This window comes from Mesoterricola sp. JemC181 (assembly GCF_055384585.1).
In genome coordinates, this window is the sequence record NZ_AP045076.1 from 2,890,366 (window position 1) to 2,906,747 (window position 16,382).

Consider the following 16,382-nt stretch of genomic DNA (forward strand, 5'->3'; position numbering starts at 1 on the left):
GAAAGGAGCCCCCCATGCGCAAGCTGCCCCTAGTCCTCGCCGGCCTCTCCACCCTGGCCCTCACCGCCTTCGCGCTCTATCCCCGCGCCCAGGCCCGGCCCCAGCCCGCCCCCGCGGCGCCTTCCGCCCTGCGCTGCGAAGGCCGTGTGGCCGCCTACCCCGGGGCCGACCTGGTGGTCTCCGCCGAGTACGGCGGGCGCCTGGCCTCGCTCCCCGTGCGTGAACTGGACCGCGTCCGGGCGGGGCAGGTACTCGCCCGCCTCGATTCCCGGGAGCAGGAGGCGAGCCTCGCCTCGGCCCGCGCCCGGGTGCGGGAGCTGGAGGCCGAGGGCCGCTTCCTGGACCTGGAGCTGCGGCGCCAGCAGCGCCTCCTGGCCGCGGGGGTCGTGGGCCAGCGCGCCTTCGACGACGCGGACTCCCAGCTCCGGCTCTCCCGGGCCCGCCGGGAGGCGGCGCTGGCCACCGCGGCCCAGCTGGAGGCCGCCCTGGCCAAGCTCACCCTGGTGGCGCCCTTTTCCGGCGTCATCGTGGAGCGCCTGGCCCAGCCCGGCGAGCTCCTGGCCCCCGGGGGGCGCCTGGTGCGCATCGCCGACCTGGACCGCCTGCGGGTGGAAGCCGAAGTGGACGAGTACGACCTGCCCTCCCTGGCGGTGGGCCGGGAGGTGGCCATCGAGGTGGAGGGCACCGCCGGCACCCTGGCGGGACGGGTGGAGGAGGTGCCTGCGGCCGTGTCCCTGCGCCGCCTCAAGCCCCTGGACCCCGCCCGGCCCTCGGACATCCGGGTCGCCCTCGTGAAGGTGGCCCTGCCCCGGGAGGCCCGCCTGAAGCTGGGCCAGCGGGTGGAACTGGCCATCGCCTCCGGGAGTGGGCTAAAGTAGTTCGTCCCTCGCAAAACGAGGCCTGGAGGCCCCATGTTCCGCTCCATCCCGCTCGCCCTGGCCCTCGCCCTCGCCCTGCCCGCCCAGGAAACGCCGGAAGCGCGCATCAAGCGCCTCGAAGCCCACGTGGAGAGCCTGGCGTGGGAGCTGGACCAGGTGCGCAAGTCCGCCGACGACGCCCTGTTCTGGCTGCGCCTTTCCGACGTGGTCGAGGTGGACAAGGTCATCCTGACGGGCCCGCCCAACCCCAAGGGCAAGGAGACCTACGGCATCCGGAACGAGCGCCACCCCCTGCGGATCTACGCGTACACCTTCGTCCCGAAGAACCTGGACCGGGCCCGGAAGCATCCGGCCATCCTCCTCAGCCACGGGGGCGTCCACGGCGACTTCGGCACCTACCACGCGCACCTGGTGCGGGAGATGGTGGCCCGGGGCTACATCGTCGTGGCGCCCGAATACCGCGGCTCCACGGGCTACGGCAAGGGCCTGCACGACGCCATCGACTACGGGGGCCTGGAGAACGACGACGTGGTGGCCTGCCGGGACTGGGCCGTGGAGGAGCTGCCCGTGGACCCGAAGCGCGTGGCCCTGGTGGGCTGGAGCCACGGGGGCATGATCAGCCTCATGGCCGGCTTCGACCACCCGGACAAGTTCGCCTGCATCTACGCCGGCGTGCCCGTGAGCGACCTGCTGGCCCGCGTGGCCTACGCCGGGGAGGAATACCGCGACGACGCGACGGTCAAGAGCATGTTCGGCAAGCCGCCCACGGAGGACGTGGACCTCCTGCGCCGGCGCAGCCCCATCTGGAACGTCCACAAGCTCAGGCTCCCCCTCATGGTCACCAGCACCACCAACGACCGGGACGTGGACGTGGTGGAGGTGGAGCAGCTCATCACCCACCTCAAGGCAGCGGGCAAGGCCTTCGATTCGAAGATCGAGCAGGACGCGCCGGGAGGGCACGGGTGGGACCGCATCGACACGTCCTACGCGCGCAAGGCCCGCAAGGCGATGTACGAGTTCCTGGCAAAGCATCTGGGCAGGTAGCAGCTGGGCAGGCCGCCAGAAATACCTGTAACGCCAATACAGCTCGTCGCATCCAAGCGGCAGGTGAGAACTTTGGCGCAAGTGGGGCGAGTTGATCTAACTGTGGAGCAATTCAGACGCCTTGAGGAAATGGCGCGGAGCCGGACCTTGCCTGCGCGCAGCGTCCTGCGGGCCAAGATTGTTCTTCATCGAGCTTCTGGCGAGTCCTTTCGTGACATCGGCCAGGCTTTGGGCTGTGATCATCGGACTGCTTGGCAATGCCTCAAGCGATGGGAGGAAGCGGGCTTCGATGGCCTCGAGAGGGAACGCCCAGGTCGAGGCCGGAAGTCTTGGGTGATTGCTTTGAAGGGGCAAGAGGTGCTCCATAAGACGGCGCAGGAACAGCCCGTCAATGCCACGCACTGGAGCCGGGCCTCCATGGCGCAGGCCACCGGGGTGAGCGAGAGCACGGTGGGACGCATTTGGCGTCAGAATGGCCTCAAGCCGCACCGCACCGTTGGTTTCAAGTTAAGCAACGATCCTCATTTCGAAGAGAAGTTGGTGGACATCGTGGCCCTGTATCTGGACCCTCCGGAGCATGCCATCGTGCTGAGCGTAGATGAGAAGAGCCAGATTCAGGCCCTGGACCGGACTCAGCCTGGCCTACCGATGAAGAAGGGTCGCTGCGGCACCATGACGCACGACTACAAGCGCAATGGAACGACCACCCTCTTTGCGGCCATGAACACGCTGGATGGTACGGTGATCTCGGCCACGATGCCACGTCATCGCCATGAGGAGTGGCTGAAGTTCCTCAAGCGGCTTGAGCGGGGTACGTCGAAGCGACTCGCTCTGCACATCATTTGCGACAACTACGCCACCCACAAACATCCGGCGGTCTAAAGCTGGTTGAAAGGCCATTCGAGGGTCCACGTTCACTTCACCCCCACCAGTTCATCGTGGTTGAACATGGTGGAGCGATTTTTCCGGGACATCACGGAGAACCGCATCCGAAGGGGTATTTTCAGATCCGTCCCGGAACTCGAAGCAGCGATCCATACCTATATCGCGAGACACAATGCCGCTCCGAAACCATTTGTTTGGACCGCGTCCGCGAACGATATCCTCGCCAAGGTGACACGAGCACGGCAGGCCCTCGCGGCCATTCGGACGGCCTCTGCCAAGGGTTGACGGCGAACCTGCCTTTTTCTTTTCCTCGGTATCCTCGGCCTCCTCGGCGCCTCGGCGATGGCTTTCTCAAGAATCAGTCGGCGCAAAGATTACATGCGCCGAAGCACCCGTCGAAAAGCCCATCGCCGAGGCGCCGAGGAGGCCGAGGATACCGAGGAAAGAATTCTGGCCTGAACGTCCCGGCGTGATTGAGCGCACTCCTGACCCGAAGGAGGAAGTCATGGGTCGGCATTGGGGCGAAGATTGGGGCGACAACTATCCCCATCGAGATATCACCGAAGCCATCATCCTCGCTGCCATCAGGGTGCAGATAGTTCTGGGGCCTGGACTCCTGGAAAATGCCTACAAGGCTTGCCTCGCCCATGAACTCAGGTTGGCCGGACACGAGGCCCTACGCGAGGTTCACCTCGACATCACCTACAAGGAATTGTGCGTCGAGAATGCCTACATCATGGATATCGTGGTGGACCACAAGGTGGTCGTCGAGGCGAAGGCCATTGCGAAGTTTTCGGAGGCCGACTTCGCCCAACTGAATAGCTGCCTCCACTTTGCAAATTTCGAAGTGGGCCTGCTGATCAATTTTCATAACTGGCCCCTCAAGGACGGGGGCATCAAGCGACTCGTCAACACCAAGCCCTGAACTGGACCCGAGGCGAAGGGGGGGGACAAGGTGTTACCTGTTCTTCTGGCGGCCTACACTAGTTAATGCCATTTCATCCCGTTTCATCCAGCTGACCTCTGACGCGAAGGGGCGAAGCAGAGCGTTACCTGTCCTTCTGGCTGCCTAGGCCGTCCTGAAATACATCCGCAAGACGAGTCCCTCCCCTTCCCCGTTCTGCACATGGAACCCCGCCCGGTGGGCCTTCAGGATGCCCACGGCGGCCGCCAGCCCCAGGCCCCGGCCGGGCTCGCGGGTGGTGTAGAAGGGGTCGCAGATCAGGTGCAGCTTGTCCGGGGCCACGCCGGGACCGTCGTCCTGCACCTCCAGGCACACGGTGCCGGGGGCGTGGAACTGGGGCAGGGGCCACACGCCCTGGTGCGTGCCGGCCCCGGCGCCGGCATGGGTGCGGAGCCGCAGGCGGACCCGCGAGGCCCCGGCTTCCAGGGCGTTGTCCAACATGGCCGTCACGACCTGCTCGAGCTTGCCGGGATCCCCCAGGATGGGGGGCACGGCATGGAAGTCCCGTTCGAGCATCAGGCCCGGCTTCAGGGGAACGCGATCGAGCAGATCCTCCAGCTCCATCGGCTCCAGGCGCACGATGCCGCGGCCCGAGAAGTCCAGCATCTTGCGGGAGAGGGTCACGGCCCTGCCCAGGGCGGCCCGGGCCTGGTCCAGGATCAGGGCGAGGTCGACGTTCCCCTTGGTCATGAACCCGGCGATCTCGAGGTTGGACTGGATGGCCTGGAACACGTTGTTGAAGTCGTGGGCGATGCCTCCGGCCATGAGCACCAGGCTCTCGGCCTTGCGGGCCCGCAGCTCGCTCTGGGCGGCCTGGTCCACGGCGCTGAGGTCCCGGACCATGGAGAGGATCTGCCGGGGCTCGCCGGGAGGCAGAAGGCCGATGCGGACCTCCACGGGGAAGGAGGTGCCGTCCTTGCGCCGCGTGCGCCCCTCGAAGCGCCTCGACTCGCCGAAGGCCAGGGCGTTCCAGATGCCGGCGTACGCGTCCATGGGCATGTCGGGGGAAAGGTCCTGCACCCGCAGGTTCGCCAGTTCCTCCCGGGAATACCCGGTGAGCCTCGAGGCTTCCAGGTTGGCCAGGAGGATGCGGCCCTCCGGATCGAAGAGGACGATGGGATCCACCGCGTTCTCCACCAGGTTCCGGAAGCGGGCCTCGCTCTCCCGCAGGTTCTCCAGGGCCCGCATGTGGCCGGTGATGTCCTCCACGAGGGCCAGGTGATGGGGCACCCCTCCCAGATCCAAGGGCAGGCGGACCACCCTCAGGCGCCCCCAGACCACGTGGCCGTCGCTGTGGAGGTAGCGCTTCTCCTTGGCGAACTCCTCGACCTTCCCGGAGATCACGTCCCCAAGGGAGGCCAGATCCGCCGCCACGTGGTCGGAGTGGCTCAGGTCCTGGAAGGTGCGCTCCAGGAGCTCGCCCGGGGCATAGCCCAGGATCTGCCCCAGACGCGGGTTCACCGCCAGGAAGCCTCCCGTGACACTGTTCACGATGGCCATGCCCACGGGCGCCTTCTCGAACAGCGTCCCGAAGCGGGCCCCGGTCATGCGGAGCTCCTCGGCCATGCTCAGCGCCATGCGATGTGCGCGGTGCGCCGCTCCCTGGCCCAGGAACAGGACCGTGGCGAATCCCAGGCTCAGGGCCAGGCCCGCCACCAGGATCTCCCAGTGGCCCCTGCTGCCCGCCCCGGCGAAGAAGGAGGCATTGGAGCGCACCTGCAGCGTCCAGACCCGGCCGCCCACGGGGAACGAGCGCTCCAGCGCGGGCCCGCCACGGGCGAAGTCCGGGACGGATTCGAAGAGCAGGGGCCCCCCGCCCTGCGCGGGCCCGTCCACCAGGGCCACGTCGGCCGAAACCCGTTCCTGGGCCAACGTTCCGCGGACCAGGTCCCCCATGCGGAAGGGGAGGTAGGTCCAGCCCCGGAAGGCCGCCCTGCGCCGGGCCACGGTGTCCCGGGGCAGGCGCCGGTCGTACACGGGCGCATAGAACAGGGTGCCGACCTGCACGTCGGTGGCGGTCTCCTGGTAGAGGGTCACCGGCCCGGACATGAGCGGGACCCCCTGGTCGCGGGCCCGGAGCATGGCAGCGCGCTGCACCTGGTCGGCCGACATGTCCTTGCCGAAGGCCCGCCGGTTGCGGGCGTCCATGGGCTCGAGGTAGATGATGGCGCTGCATCCGTCCTGCCCGGGCGCCAGGGCGCCGCCGGGTTCGACGCGGTAGTCCGGGAAGCCCTCCCGGCGCATGCGCCTTGTGTGGGCCTCCAGGTCACCGGGCGCGATCCACTCCGCGAACCCCAGCCCCTGGGCCCCCGGGTGCAGCGTGGGGAGTTCCAGCCCTTCCACGTAGTCCCGGAACTCCCCGCGGCCGGGGAGGGCCCCGCGCCCGAGGTACCCGGCGCTGCCGCGCAGCACCTCCTCCAGGCTCTTCATCCGGAATTCCAGCTGCATCGCCAGCGACCGCGCCTGGTCCCTCTGGAGGTCCCGGATCCGGGTCCGCTCCACCTGCCGGCTCATGGACCAGGCCACCAGCGTGAGCAGGACGCCGCAGAGCAGCCCCGCCAGGGGCCACAAGCCTCGGAAAGCGCGCACGGCGAGCTTCGGTTCGTCGGGAACCATGATCAGGCGTCCTTGGGAAGAAACCAGCTGGCAGACAGCTGGGCATGGGTGCGATCATCCAACTATAGGCCGAATCGCCCCCGCGAACCTTGGCCATTTCCCGGTACGCCCCATCCCGGAAGGTGCGTTCGGGAACCCCGGCGGTCCCGTCAGGGGTACCGGCGCCGCACCTCGGCCAGGGACCCGGCGACGAGCCGCTCCAGCACCGCCAGGTCCAGGTCGCCGAGCTGTCGAACGTACAAACAGGCCTTGCCCACCTTGTGCCTTCCCAGCTTCGCGAGGAGTTCGTCCCGCCCGGGGAAACCGGCCATCAGGTAGATGCTGATATCGCCCTTCCGGGAGGCGAAACCCACCTGGCAGGAGTCCCCTTCCCTGCCGCTCTCGTACCTGTAGTGATAGCTTCCGAAGCCCACGATGCCGGACCCCCACATGACTGCCGGATAGCCGGTCACGCGGGTCATCAGACGGACCAGCTCCCGGCAGTCGTCGCGCCTGGATCCATCGGCGATTCCGGCGAGGTAGGCCTCCACGCTGGCCTGGGTGGGTTGGGTCTTGTTCTCAGCCATGGGAAGAAAATACATGAAAAGCCCCCGGGATCGGGGGCTGTATCTGCGGGAAATTGCCCGCCTCGGGCCGTGCAGGGAAAGTATCGGTTCTACGGGAGTGCGGTCAACCCCGCCGCAACCGCCGGCCAGGGGCGCGGGAACAGGATGGCAGGATTGGAGACCTGGGAAAAAAGCCCGGAGATCTGGTCTCGCGGGCTTCTTCATCTACTGGAGGCGCCGATCGGAATCGAACCGATGAATGGCAGATTTGCAGTCTGCGGCCTTACCACTTGGCTACGGCGCCATAGCCCATAGGCTACCACAGCCTGCCCGGATCGGCTCCCCCAAAGTCGGGATCACACCCCGGGCGCCAGCGCCCTGGCGGCTTCCAGGCCCCGCTTCACATCGTCGAGGCTGTAGGGCTTGGGCAGCAGAACCACGGCCGGGAACCGGTCCACGAGGTCCAGCACGGCCCGGTCCACGTGGCCCGTGGCGAGCAGCACCGGCACCGGCCAGCGCTCCCGGAGGCGCGGCAGGGTGCCCGAGCCCCCGAGGCCGGGCATGTTCATGTCCAGGATGACCACGTCGGGCAGCGGGCCCAGGGTCAGGGCCTCCAGGGCCTCCTCGCCGGTGGAGGCGGTGGAGGGACAGGTGCCCAGGAGTTCCAGGAGCACCTGCATGGTGCAGCGGATCAGCTCGTCGTCGTCCACCACCAGCACGTTCATGGGGGCGGCGTCCCCGGCGGGGCGGGGGGCGGCGGGCTCCGGGCGGCCCGGGGCCGCGGCGGAGGCGGGCAGACGGATCCGCACCTGGGTTCCGGCGCCCGGCTCGCTCTGGATGTCCAGCTGGCCCCGGTGGGCCTTCACGGTGCGGAAGACCATGGCGAGCCCCAGGCCGGTGCCCTTGCCCACGTCCTTCGTCGTGAAGAACGGGTCCGTGGCCCGGGCGAGGACCTCGGGGCTCATGCCGCACCCCGTGTCCTCCACGACGACCTCCACCCAGTCGTTGTCGGCGTTGCGCGTGCGGAGCGTGAGCGTGCCGGCGTCCCCCATGGCGTCCACGGCGTTCACGCAGAGGTTCATGAGCAGGTGCACCAGGGCGCCGGGGTCCCCCCGGATGCCCCGGAGCGCCGGATCCAGGTCCAGGCGCAGGTCGACCCGGGACAGGGTGCTGCGTTCCAGGAGGGCCACCTCCTCGTGGAGCAGCTCGTTCAGGTCCAGCTCCCGCTCCTCCGCGGGCCGCGCCCGGGCGAAGTCCAGCAGGCCCCTGACCATCTTCCCGCCGCGCTGGGCCGCCTTGATGATGGTCTCGAAGGCAAGGCGGGCCGGGCTGCCCGGGGGCTGGGCCCCCAGGTTGGCCGAGGCCAGCCCCAGGATGGCGCCCAGCACGTTGTTCATGTCGTGGGCGATGCCGCCGGCCATGCTGCCAAGGCTGTCCATCTTCTGGGACTGGAGGAGCTGGTTCTGGAGCCGGAGGGTCTCGGCCTCCGCGCGCCTGCGCGGGCCGATATCCCGGATGAACGCGAACAGCTCGTCGCCGTCCGGCAGCGCCTGCACGCAGAGCTCCACCGGCATGAGGCTGCCGTCCTTGCGCCGGTGCACGGTCTCGAAGCGGTTGTTCTCCCCGGTGCGGATGGCCTTGATGTGGTCGAGGATCTCCCCGGGGCCCTCCTGGGCCTCCACGAGGGCGATGGGCTGGCCCAGGAGCTCCTCGCGGGCATACAGGCTCATGGCGCAGTACGCGTCGTTCACGGAGCGGATCCGGCCGCCGTGGTCCGCCGTCCAGAAGCCGTCCATCGCGGTCCGGAGGATCGCGCGGGAGCGCTCCTCGCTCAGCTCCAGCGACGCCCGGGCCTCCTGAGTGCGCCGCTGCATCATGCCCTGGCTGGCCATGGATTCGGCGAGCCGGGTGATGAAGCCGAGGTGCCGGTCGATCAGCTCGCGGGTGAGGACCGGCACCCGGGCGAAGGCCTCCCCGTAGGCCGCCCCGTCAAACCCGAAGGCCGCCGCCTGGGCCTTCACCGCCTCCGGGTCCGGGGGCTCCAGGAGGACCTGCCCCGTGAAGACGTTGGCCAGGTGCCTCCCCTCGACCACCAGGGGGGCAGCGGCGTCGACCAGGCCGCGCGGGCAGGTGGCCTGCGCCTTCCCGGCGGAGGTGAGCCCGGCGGCCAGGCCCAGGTCGCTGGCGAGACAATCCCTGGCCGCGTCCGGATGAAGGCGGTGGAACTTCGCGCAGACCTCCTGCCAGCCCGAGGCCGTCAGCACCTGGCCTTCCAGGCCGATGATGGCGGACGGAATCCCAGCCGACTCGAACAGGGCGTCCAGAAGGACCTGGAGCCTGGGCAGGTCGAGGATTTCCTGGAGGCGTGGGGCCTCAGGCAAGGGAGCCTCCCGGACGAAGACGGCGTGGCTGGCAAAGAGGGGACCACCTAGGCAAATAATAGGCTCATTCCAGCAGCGGGCTCATGAACATTGCGCCTTTATGCCTAATCGCAATCCCGTCCCCAGGGGTGGGCGGGGGCGCCGGAAGGACCGTATATTGGGACATCCCCCCGCCTCCAAGGAGGTCCCGTGGCCGTCCTGGATGCATGCAACCTCTGCGGAGGAATGGGGTTCCTCCGGTTTCCCGAGGGGGACCGGCACCTCTCGGGCCGCTGTCCGGCCTGCCGTGGCGCCGGGGTGGTGGAATCCTGGCGGCAGGCGACAGCCGCCGGGCATGCCGGGTGGCTGTGCGGGCCCGCCCACAGGCTGGATGGAGCTGAAGTCCGCCTCACCTTGCGGGTGCGCGCCGAACGTGAGTTCCGGGCCTCGGAGCGGTGATGGAAACCACCCATGGTTCGTGGTCGTGCCCCCCCGGCAGCGGGAGCCGGCCGAAAGCGGGCAGCCCTTCCGAACCGTGGCGGAGGAGCGTCCGGTGGGCTTCCTCATGCACCGGGAGGGACCCTTCGTGGTTGCGAATCCGGAGGACGCCCGCCAGCCTCATCGGCAAGCGGGTCCAGGCCTTCATCCCTCCCGATGATCTTAGGGAAGCCTGCAAAGCGGTCCAGGCGACCCTGGCCTCCGGCCGGCCCCCAGGGGGCGCCTCCCGCGCGGGGACGGGTCCCTCGCCGGCGTGGCCGCCAACCGCCGGGCCGTGACCTGCGGGGAGCGGATCAGGCCCGACGGCCGCGCGCGCGGTTCCGTCCGGATCAGCTTCCTCGACCTGAGGATTTTTCCCGCCCGGGCCTCGCGCCGCTGACCATTTCGCCTAAATTGGGGGGACACCGCAGGTTGGGTAGGAGGAGACGTCATGTCGCGTACCTCGCCGCACACTGTCCAATGCACAGGCTGTCGAAGGATCTTCGTGAACCCGTTCTGGATGCGGGAGCGCAGGGAATACCACGTCAAGTACCGCGTAAGCGTCTGCCCCCAGTGCATCGACCTGGGCGGCGCCCATCGGCCCGTGCCCCGGGAATCCACCCCCCCCCCGAAGAGCTACGACCGGCCTTGAAACGGTACAGGGCCTCCAAAGGGGATCAAAGCCCTGCATCGTGAAGGCGCCCGGATCCGTCGTGGTCATGGCAAAAAACAAGGCCTCCGAAGAGGCCTTGTTTTTTGGAGCGGGTGAAGGGATTTGAACCCTCGACTTCAACCTTGGCAAGGTTGCACTCTACCACTGAGTTACACCCGCGGGGGAGATTCAAGACTACCACATTCGGCCGGAACGTCAACCCTGATTTGCTCCGCTGCAGGCGGGGCAGATGCCGAAGAGGCTGAGTTGGTGGCGGGTTATGCGGTACCCGCTCATCTTTTCCATGCCGGCGAGACTGGATTCGATGCCGCATGCGTCCACCTCCACCGTCCGGCCGCATGACTCGCAGGAAAGGTGGTGGTGGTGGGAGGAGGAGCGGCACAGGACGAAGCGCATCACCTGGTCCTGCCCCTGGAGGCTCTCCGCCCAGCCTTCGGTCACGAAGCGCTCCAAATTCCGGTACACGGTGGGCACGCCCGAACGGCCCTTCTCGAGGCGCTCCCAGATCTCCTCCACCGTCAGGGGGCGGTCGGAAGTCTGCAGGACCTTGAGGATGGCCTCCCGCTGCGGAGTCTGGCGCATGCCTGCGGCCCTCAGGGAGGGGGTCTGGGGATGGGCATGCTCGGCGTGGGACATGGTCCCAGAATGCCAAAAAAGGCGTTCCCTGAGACATTTTTCTCTGAAAAACCCGCCGGGGGAGGCATCCTTACCCCATGACGCCCCAGGAGACGGTCCCGAAAGCGGCAAGGGATACCGCGCCGCCCTTCCTGCCCTTGGCCTTCAGGCTGGCGGCCTCCTTCGGCCTGGCCGTGCTCCACCTGGCCCTGCCCTGGGAGGGCCCGGCCCCGGCGGAGGGCCTCTACCTGGCCCTGCTGGGCGCCCTGTTCCTGGAAAGCGTCTGGGAGGCGGCGCGCAGCCACACCCGCAGCGGCGCCCCCTTCGCCACGCCGGCGCCCGCGTGGATCCGCATCAACCTGATCCTCGACCTGGCGCTGGTCACCCTCATCATCGCCTTCCACGGGGTGGACCAGGAGCGGCTCGCCACCATCTACATCTTCCCGGTGCTGGCCTCGGCCTTCTACCTGCACATCTCCGAGATCGTGGCGGTGGGCCTGCTCAGCTCCGCGGCCCACATCGCCTGCGTCATGCTGTTCACCTCCGGGACGCTGCCGCCCTTCGGCCACTCCGGGCCCATCGGGGTGGAACCGTACCAGCTGGCCTACCTGCTGGGGTTCGCGTCCCTGCAGATCTTCGGCGCGACCCTGGTGGTGGTGGTGATCCGCAGCCACATGGAGGGGCTGCGCACCGACCTGAGCCGCAGCGAGGCGGCGGTGGACGAGCTGAGCGCGCTGTACCGGAGGGTCTTCGACTCCATGTTCTCGGGACTGATCACCGCCGACCTGCAGGGCCGGATCACGTCGGCCAATCCGGCCGCGGAGAAGATCCTCCATTCCAGCCTCGTGCCGGGATCGCCCATCGGGCCCTTCGGGTTCGGGGACCTGCAGGACCTCGGCCACCAGGTCAAGGAGCAGCGCTTCGAGATCAGCTTCCAGGCCGCCGACGGCGACCGGCGCATCGTGGGCGGCAACCTGGCCCCGCTGCTGGGCTTCGAGGGCGAGCCCACCGGGCACCTCCTGGTCTTCCAGGACCTCACCGACATCAAGGCCCTGGAGGAACGCACGCGCATCTCCGAGCGCATGGCCACCGTGGGCGAGCTCTCCAGCGAGATGGCCCACGAGCTGCGCAACCCCCTGGCCTCGATCCTCGGCTGCGTCCAGCTCCTCAAGCAGGGCGAGCCGCCCCGGGCCATGACCGAGCGGGTGCTCACCATCCTCCTGCGCGAGTCCGAGCGCGTGAGCACCATCGTGACGGACTTCCTGGACTTCACCCGGCCCCGGCCGGTGCGCATCCAGCCCATCGCCCTGGGCGGCGTGGCCGACGAGCTCAAGGCCAGCTGGGAGACCGACCCCCGCACCGCGGGCCTCGCCCTGGAGGTGGAGGAGCCGCCCCCCGCCATGGTGCTGGGCGATCCCGCCTGGGTGCACCAGGTCTTCATCAACCTCCTGAGCAACGCCCGCAAGGCCGTGCGGGACGAGCCGGCGCCCGCCATCCGCGTGGGGTTCCGCATCCAGGGGACCTTCGTGAGCGCCACCGTGACCGACAATGGCTGCGGCATGCCGGAGGAGCGCCGCCGGACGATTTTCATGCCTTTCTCAAGCGGTTTCGAGGAGGGGACGGGGCTGGGCATGAGCCTGGTATTCCAGTTCGTCCAGCAGATGGGGTGGGCCATCCAGGTGGAGAGCGAGGTGGGCGCGGGCACCACGGTGACCTTGAAAATTCCGCTGGCTCCGGGAACCTTTTCCCCGGTCGCGAAATATCAGTAATGATTTGTCGGAAGGGGCCGGAAAACCTTGCCAATTCCCCTGGAAGGTGGGACATTGCCATTACTTTTTGACGTCGGTCCCGGGGTAGGGGAATTCCTCAAGAGGATCAACCAACCCTTGCCTTTTAAGTGTTTTCAGGATTCACGATGAATCGCAAGCTCATACGCCCCAACCTGACCGCCATCAAGGAAAAAATCGGGCGGACCCCCAAGGCCGCGACCCCGGCCGATGCGCCCACGGTGGTCAAGCCCCCGGCGGAGGCCGTCATCGCCGGAAGCGGCGGGCCCAACCCCGACGCGGCCAGCCTGCCCCAGGGCACCAGCAGCCCCCGTCGCAAGATCGCGCCCCCCGAGCAGACCAACGCCGAGAGCTTCTACTACCTCAAGCAGATGCAGGCCAAGACGCCCATGGTGATCGTGCTCCAGGACGACGAGAAGCTCCGCGGCGTCATCGAGTGGTACGACAAGCACTGCCTGAAGATCAACCGCGTCAAGGAACCCAACGTGGTCGTCCCCAAGCACAACATCAAGTACCTCTACAAGGCGGACGAGGAGCCCCGCATCCGCCGCAGCCGGGGGGGCAAGAAGGACGACGCGTCCTCCCCCGATGTGGAACTGCCCCTCTACGACTGATCATGCCCCTGCCCCGCATCGTGGTCACGCTTGGAGATCCCTGTGGGATCGGCCCTGAGCTCCTGCTCCGCACCCTCCCGGAGCTGGCCTCGGGCGCCTCCGTCGTGGTGGCCGGCGCCCGCGCCGGCGTGGACCTGCTCGCGGGCGGCCCCGTGCCCTTCGCCTGGGATGGGGACCACCTGGTCACCGGCGGCTGCCGCATCCCCTGGATCGACCCCACGCCGCAGATCATGCCGGGCGACCTCACCCTGGGCCGGGGCGGCGCGGCCTCGGGCCTCGCGGCGGTGGAGGGGGTGCGGGCCGGCGCCCTGCGGGTGCAGGCCGGCCTCGGCGACGCCCTGGTGACCCTGCCGCTCTCCAAGGCCGCCGCCCACGCGGCGGGCTTCGCCATCCCCGGGCACACGGAGTTCCTCCAGGCGCTCGCGGGCTCGCCCATCACGCGCATGGCCTTCGCGAGCCCGGGCCTGTGCGTCGTCCTCCACACCGTGCACCAGAGCCTGCGCTCGGTGATCGAGGAGCTCGACGAAGCCGCGGTGGCCGAGACCCTGTCGTTCGCCGCGGACCGCTTCGCGCAGCTCGCGGGCCGCCCCAACCTGCGGATCGCCCTGTGCGCCCTGAACCCCCATGCCGGCGAAGGCGGCGCCTTCGGCCACGAGGAGGAGCTCCTCGTGCGCGCCCTGGCCCGCGCGGAAGCCGCCTGCGGTGCGGGCGCCTGGTCCGGCCTGCCCTCCCCCTTCCCGCCGGGCCCGGCCCCCGCGGGCTGGGAGCTCTATCCGGGACGCCCCGCCCGGACGGGGGACACCCTGTCGTTCTCCGGACCCCACCCCGCCGACACCGTCTTCCTGCGGGCCTGGCGCGGCGAGTTCGACCTGGTGGTCGCGCTCTACCACGACCAGGGCCTGATCCCCATCAAGGTCCTGGAGCCGGAGACGGCGGTGAACCTCACCCTGGGCCTGCCCTACGTGCGCACCTCACCCGACCACGGCACCGCCTTCGGCATCGCCGGCCTCTGGCAGGCGGACCCCGCGAACTTCCTGCAGGCAGCCTCCCTTGCGGCAAGGCTGGCGCGCCGCGCCAGGGGGGACGCGTGAGGAGCCAGGACCTGCTCCTGGCGCTCCTGCTGGCGGTCCCGCCCTGGGTGGGCTTCCTCACCTTCCGGTGGAAGGGGCGCGTCGGGCTTAGCTACGGCTACTTCCTGGGCGGAATCCTGGCCATCCTCGCCATCCCCTGGCCCGCCCTGGGCACGCGGGGCCTGCCTTCGGCCCACCTGGGCGGAGCCCTGCTGGGCTTCACCTTCTTCCTGCAGGCCAACCGCGACGGCCGCAACGGCGTGCGGCGCCTGGCGGTGGGGGTGGGCGGGGCGACCTTCTTCGCCTGGCTCCTGGGCACGACCCTGGGCATGGACATGCGCAGCGTGCTGGCCTTCTGGGGCACCGCCATGCTGGAAGGGAGCCTCTGGCTGCTGCTCTCGGACCTGGGGTACCGCCTCACGAAGGGCCGGTGGCTTGCCATCCGAATGCCCGCGGCGGGCGGCGCCGCGTTCCTGACGGCCACGGCCATCTACCACGTGTTCACCCTGGGGACCCCGCCGCTCTCCTGGGCCGCGTCGCTGCTCGCGGGCGTCCTGCTGGGGCTCGTGGCGCTCCATCAGCTGGCCTGGCTCAGGGACCAGGGCATCTGGGTGGAAGGGCGGGGCGACGGCTTCCGCACGGCCCTCTCGGCCCTGGAGGGGGACCGCCCCCCCGAGGGGCCCACCCTCGCCTATGCCATCGAGGCCCGCCAGCCCATGTTCCTGGTCAACGAGAAGGGCATGCTCCTGGAGACCAACACGGCCTTCAGCCGCCTGGTGGGGCTGCCGCGCTACCAGATGAAGGGATTCCTGGTCCAGGACCTCTTCCAGGGCCAGGAGGCGCCCACGTGGGACAGCCTGCGCGCCGAGCTCCTCCAGGACTCCCGGGGCCGGGCCATGGCCACCCTGGTGCGGCGCGACTCGGGCTTCCAGACCGTTCGGCTGGAGGCGGTGGCCTTCGACCGGAACATGGCCCTGGTGTGGATCGCCGACACCGGCCCGGGCACCCTCGCCCTGCGGGGCGACGGCGTCGTTCCGCTCTACCCCCCGGCCCCCCCGCCACGCCACGCCGCGCCCCACCGCCTCCCCGCCGTTCCGGCCCTGGAGGCCATGCTGCCCCGCCTCCGGCTGATGCTCCCCGAGGGGATCACCGCCGCGCTGCGCATCGAACCGGTCACCCTCCTGCTGGAGGAGGAGCCCCTGCGCCGCGCCGCCACCCAGATGCTCCTCCACGGCCGCCAGGGCCTGCGCGAAGGCGTGGTCACCCTGTCCCTTTCGGCCATGACCCTCGCCGGGCGCCCCTGGGCGCGCCTCGAGCTCGAGCTGGCCGGCCCGGGCGCGGACTGGGAGGGGGACTTCCTGGGCCTCAGCTGGCTGCACAAGACCGTGCAGGAGTGCTCCGGCATCCTGGAGGTGAACCAGGACGACCGCGGCTTCCTGACGCCCCGCGTGCTCCTGCCGTGCCTGCCCGCGGAGGCCGAGGCGGCCCCCGGGCTCCTCGAAGGCCGGCGGATCGGGATCGTCCACCAGGACCCCGCCGTGCGCAAGGAGCTCGCCGCCGCCGTGGCCGAGGCCGGCGGCGCCCCGGCGCCCTTCGGGGACCTGCGGGCCCTCCTGGAGGCGTCGCATCGCCACGCACCCCCCGACGTCCTGGTCCTGGAGCGCACCCGCGCCCTGGAGCGCTGGCAGAGCCGCCTGTGCGGCCTGGGCGGCCGGGACCTCCCCGCCCTCCTCCTGGACGACGGCCGCCCCCTGCCCCAGGGCGGGCGCGCCCCCAGGCGCCTCGCGCTCCTGGAGAAGCCGTTTCCCGGGCCTGATTTCATTCCTTGTATCCTGGCCCTGTTGCAGTAGGAGC

The 16,382-nt window shown here is 69.3% G+C and carries 13 protein-coding genes, 2 tRNA genes and 1 pseudogene; 10 read left to right on the forward strand and 6 right to left on the reverse strand.

Going from position 1 to position 16,382, the window contains the following annotated elements:
- Positions 1–14: 14 nt before the first annotated feature.
- From ACZ5MC_RS12670 to ACZ5MC_RS12685, 4 genes and pseudogenes are all read left to right on the forward strand, one after another.
- Positions 15–878: an efflux RND transporter periplasmic adaptor subunit gene (locus tag ACZ5MC_RS12670; protein WP_306600844.1), complete on the forward strand. Its 864-nt coding sequence runs from the start codon at positions 15–17 to the stop codon at positions 876–878.
- Positions 879–911: 33 nt separating this feature from the next.
- On the forward strand, positions 912–1,922 hold the full coding sequence (locus tag ACZ5MC_RS12675) for an alpha/beta hydrolase family protein (RefSeq protein ID WP_464515952.1): 1,011 nt from the start codon (positions 912–914) through the stop codon (positions 1,920–1,922).
- A 129-nt stretch (positions 1,923–2,051) separates the two neighbouring features.
- Positions 2,052–3,092, forward strand: a pseudogene (locus tag ACZ5MC_RS12680) (IS630 family transposase).
- A gap of 220 nt (positions 3,093–3,312) precedes the next feature.
- Positions 3,313–3,732 carry a GxxExxY protein gene (locus ACZ5MC_RS12685; protein WP_464515953.1) on the forward strand — a complete coding sequence of 140 codons (420 nt, stop codon included), beginning with the start codon at positions 3,313–3,315 and terminating at the stop codon, positions 3,730–3,732.
- Between the two features lie 144 nt (positions 3,733–3,876).
- Here the strand turns inward: ACZ5MC_RS12685 and ACZ5MC_RS12690 are convergent, their stop codons facing one another.
- The 4 genes from ACZ5MC_RS12690 to ACZ5MC_RS12705 form a co-directional block, all read right to left on the reverse strand.
- Positions 3,877–6,387: a CHASE domain-containing protein gene (locus tag ACZ5MC_RS12690; protein WP_464515954.1), complete on the reverse strand. Its 2,511-nt coding sequence runs from the start codon at positions 6,385–6,387 to the stop codon at positions 3,877–3,879.
- A gap of 149 nt (positions 6,388–6,536) precedes the next feature.
- The gene (locus tag ACZ5MC_RS12695) at positions 6,537–6,968 is read right to left on the reverse strand and encodes a DUF1801 domain-containing protein (RefSeq protein ID WP_464515955.1); all 432 of its coding nucleotides are present in this window, start codon (positions 6,966–6,968) and stop codon (positions 6,537–6,539) included.
- Between the two features lie 193 nt (positions 6,969–7,161).
- Positions 7,162–7,236, reverse strand: a tRNA-Cys gene (locus tag ACZ5MC_RS12700).
- A 52-nt stretch (positions 7,237–7,288) separates the two neighbouring features.
- Positions 7,289–9,313: a PocR ligand-binding domain-containing protein gene (locus tag ACZ5MC_RS12705; RefSeq protein ID WP_306600871.1), complete on the reverse strand. Its 2,025-nt coding sequence runs from the start codon at positions 9,311–9,313 to the stop codon at positions 7,289–7,291.
- A gap of 189 nt (positions 9,314–9,502) precedes the next feature.
- Here ACZ5MC_RS12705 and ACZ5MC_RS12710 point away from each other — a divergent pair, with 189 nt between their 5' ends.
- A complete protein-coding gene (locus ACZ5MC_RS12710; RefSeq protein ID WP_306600872.1) occupies positions 9,503–9,751 on the forward strand; it encodes a hypothetical protein in 249 nt (82 codons plus the stop codon).
- A 523-nt stretch (positions 9,752–10,274) separates the two neighbouring features.
- Positions 10,275–10,421 (forward strand): hypothetical protein, encoded by a 147-nt coding sequence (locus ACZ5MC_RS12715; protein WP_306600873.1) that lies wholly within the window; start codon positions 10,275–10,277, stop codon positions 10,419–10,421.
- Between the two features lie 105 nt (positions 10,422–10,526).
- Here ACZ5MC_RS12715 and ACZ5MC_RS12720 read toward each other — a convergent pair.
- Both ACZ5MC_RS12720 and ACZ5MC_RS12725 read right to left on the reverse strand, forming a co-directional pair.
- A tRNA-Gly gene (locus tag ACZ5MC_RS12720) sits at positions 10,527–10,601 on the reverse strand.
- A 36-nt stretch (positions 10,602–10,637) separates the two neighbouring features.
- Positions 10,638–11,078 carry a Fur family transcriptional regulator gene (locus ACZ5MC_RS12725; protein ID WP_306600874.1) on the reverse strand — a complete coding sequence of 147 codons (441 nt, stop codon included), beginning with the start codon at positions 11,076–11,078 and terminating at the stop codon, positions 10,638–10,640.
- A gap of 77 nt (positions 11,079–11,155) precedes the next feature.
- Between ACZ5MC_RS12725 and ACZ5MC_RS12730 the strand changes: the two genes are divergently transcribed.
- The 4 genes from ACZ5MC_RS12730 to ACZ5MC_RS12745 all read left to right on the forward strand — a co-directional run bounded on the left by ACZ5MC_RS12730 (position 11,156) and on the right by ACZ5MC_RS12745 (position 16,378).
- Positions 11,156–12,826: a two-component system sensor histidine kinase NtrB gene (locus ACZ5MC_RS12730; RefSeq protein WP_306600875.1), complete on the forward strand. Its 1,671-nt coding sequence runs from the start codon at positions 11,156–11,158 to the stop codon at positions 12,824–12,826.
- A 146-nt stretch (positions 12,827–12,972) separates the two neighbouring features.
- A complete protein-coding gene (locus ACZ5MC_RS12735) occupies positions 12,973–13,458 on the forward strand; it encodes an Hfq-like protein (RefSeq protein ID WP_306600876.1) in 486 nt (161 codons plus the stop codon).
- A gap of 2 nt (positions 13,459–13,460) precedes the next feature.
- Positions 13,461–14,549 carry a PdxA family dehydrogenase gene (locus tag ACZ5MC_RS12740; RefSeq protein WP_464515956.1) on the forward strand — a complete coding sequence of 363 codons (1,089 nt, stop codon included), beginning with the start codon at positions 13,461–13,463 and terminating at the stop codon, positions 14,547–14,549.
- Positions 14,546–16,378, forward strand: coding sequence for a PAS domain-containing protein (locus ACZ5MC_RS12745; RefSeq protein ID WP_464515957.1), 1,833 nt, complete (start codon positions 14,546–14,548; stop codon positions 16,376–16,378). The genes ACZ5MC_RS12740 and ACZ5MC_RS12745 overlap by 4 nt, the downstream gene beginning before the upstream one ends.
- Positions 16,379–16,382 lie beyond the last annotated feature (4 nt).

Excerpts from the sequence above, each read along its gene's own strand:
- ACZ5MC_RS12670 (WP_306600844.1), top strand. The coding sequence starts at position 15 with ATGCGCAAGCTGCCCCTAGTCCTCGCCGGCCTCTCCACCCTGGCCCTC.
- ACZ5MC_RS12675 (WP_464515952.1), top strand. The coding sequence starts at position 912 with ATGTTCCGCTCCATCCCGCTCGCCCTGGCCCTCGCCCTCGCCCTGCCC.
- ACZ5MC_RS12685 (WP_464515953.1), top strand. The coding sequence starts at position 3,313 with ATGGGTCGGCATTGGGGCGAAGATTGGGGCGACAACTATCCCCATCGA.
- ACZ5MC_RS12690 (WP_464515954.1), bottom strand. The coding sequence starts at position 6,387 with ATGGTTCCCGACGAACCGAAGCTCGCCGTGCGCGCTTTCCGAGGCTTG.
- ACZ5MC_RS12695 (WP_464515955.1), bottom strand. The coding sequence starts at position 6,968 with ATGTATTTTCTTCCCATGGCTGAGAACAAGACCCAACCCACCCAGGCC.
- ACZ5MC_RS12725 (WP_306600874.1), bottom strand. The coding sequence starts at position 11,078 with ATGTCCCACGCCGAGCATGCCCATCCCCAGACCCCCTCCCTGAGGGCC.
- ACZ5MC_RS12730 (WP_306600875.1), top strand. The coding sequence starts at position 11,156 with ATGACGCCCCAGGAGACGGTCCCGAAAGCGGCAAGGGATACCGCGCCG.
- ACZ5MC_RS12735 (WP_306600876.1), top strand. The coding sequence starts at position 12,973 with ATGAATCGCAAGCTCATACGCCCCAACCTGACCGCCATCAAGGAAAAA.
- ACZ5MC_RS12740 (WP_464515956.1), top strand. The coding sequence starts at position 13,461 with ATGCCCCTGCCCCGCATCGTGGTCACGCTTGGAGATCCCTGTGGGATC.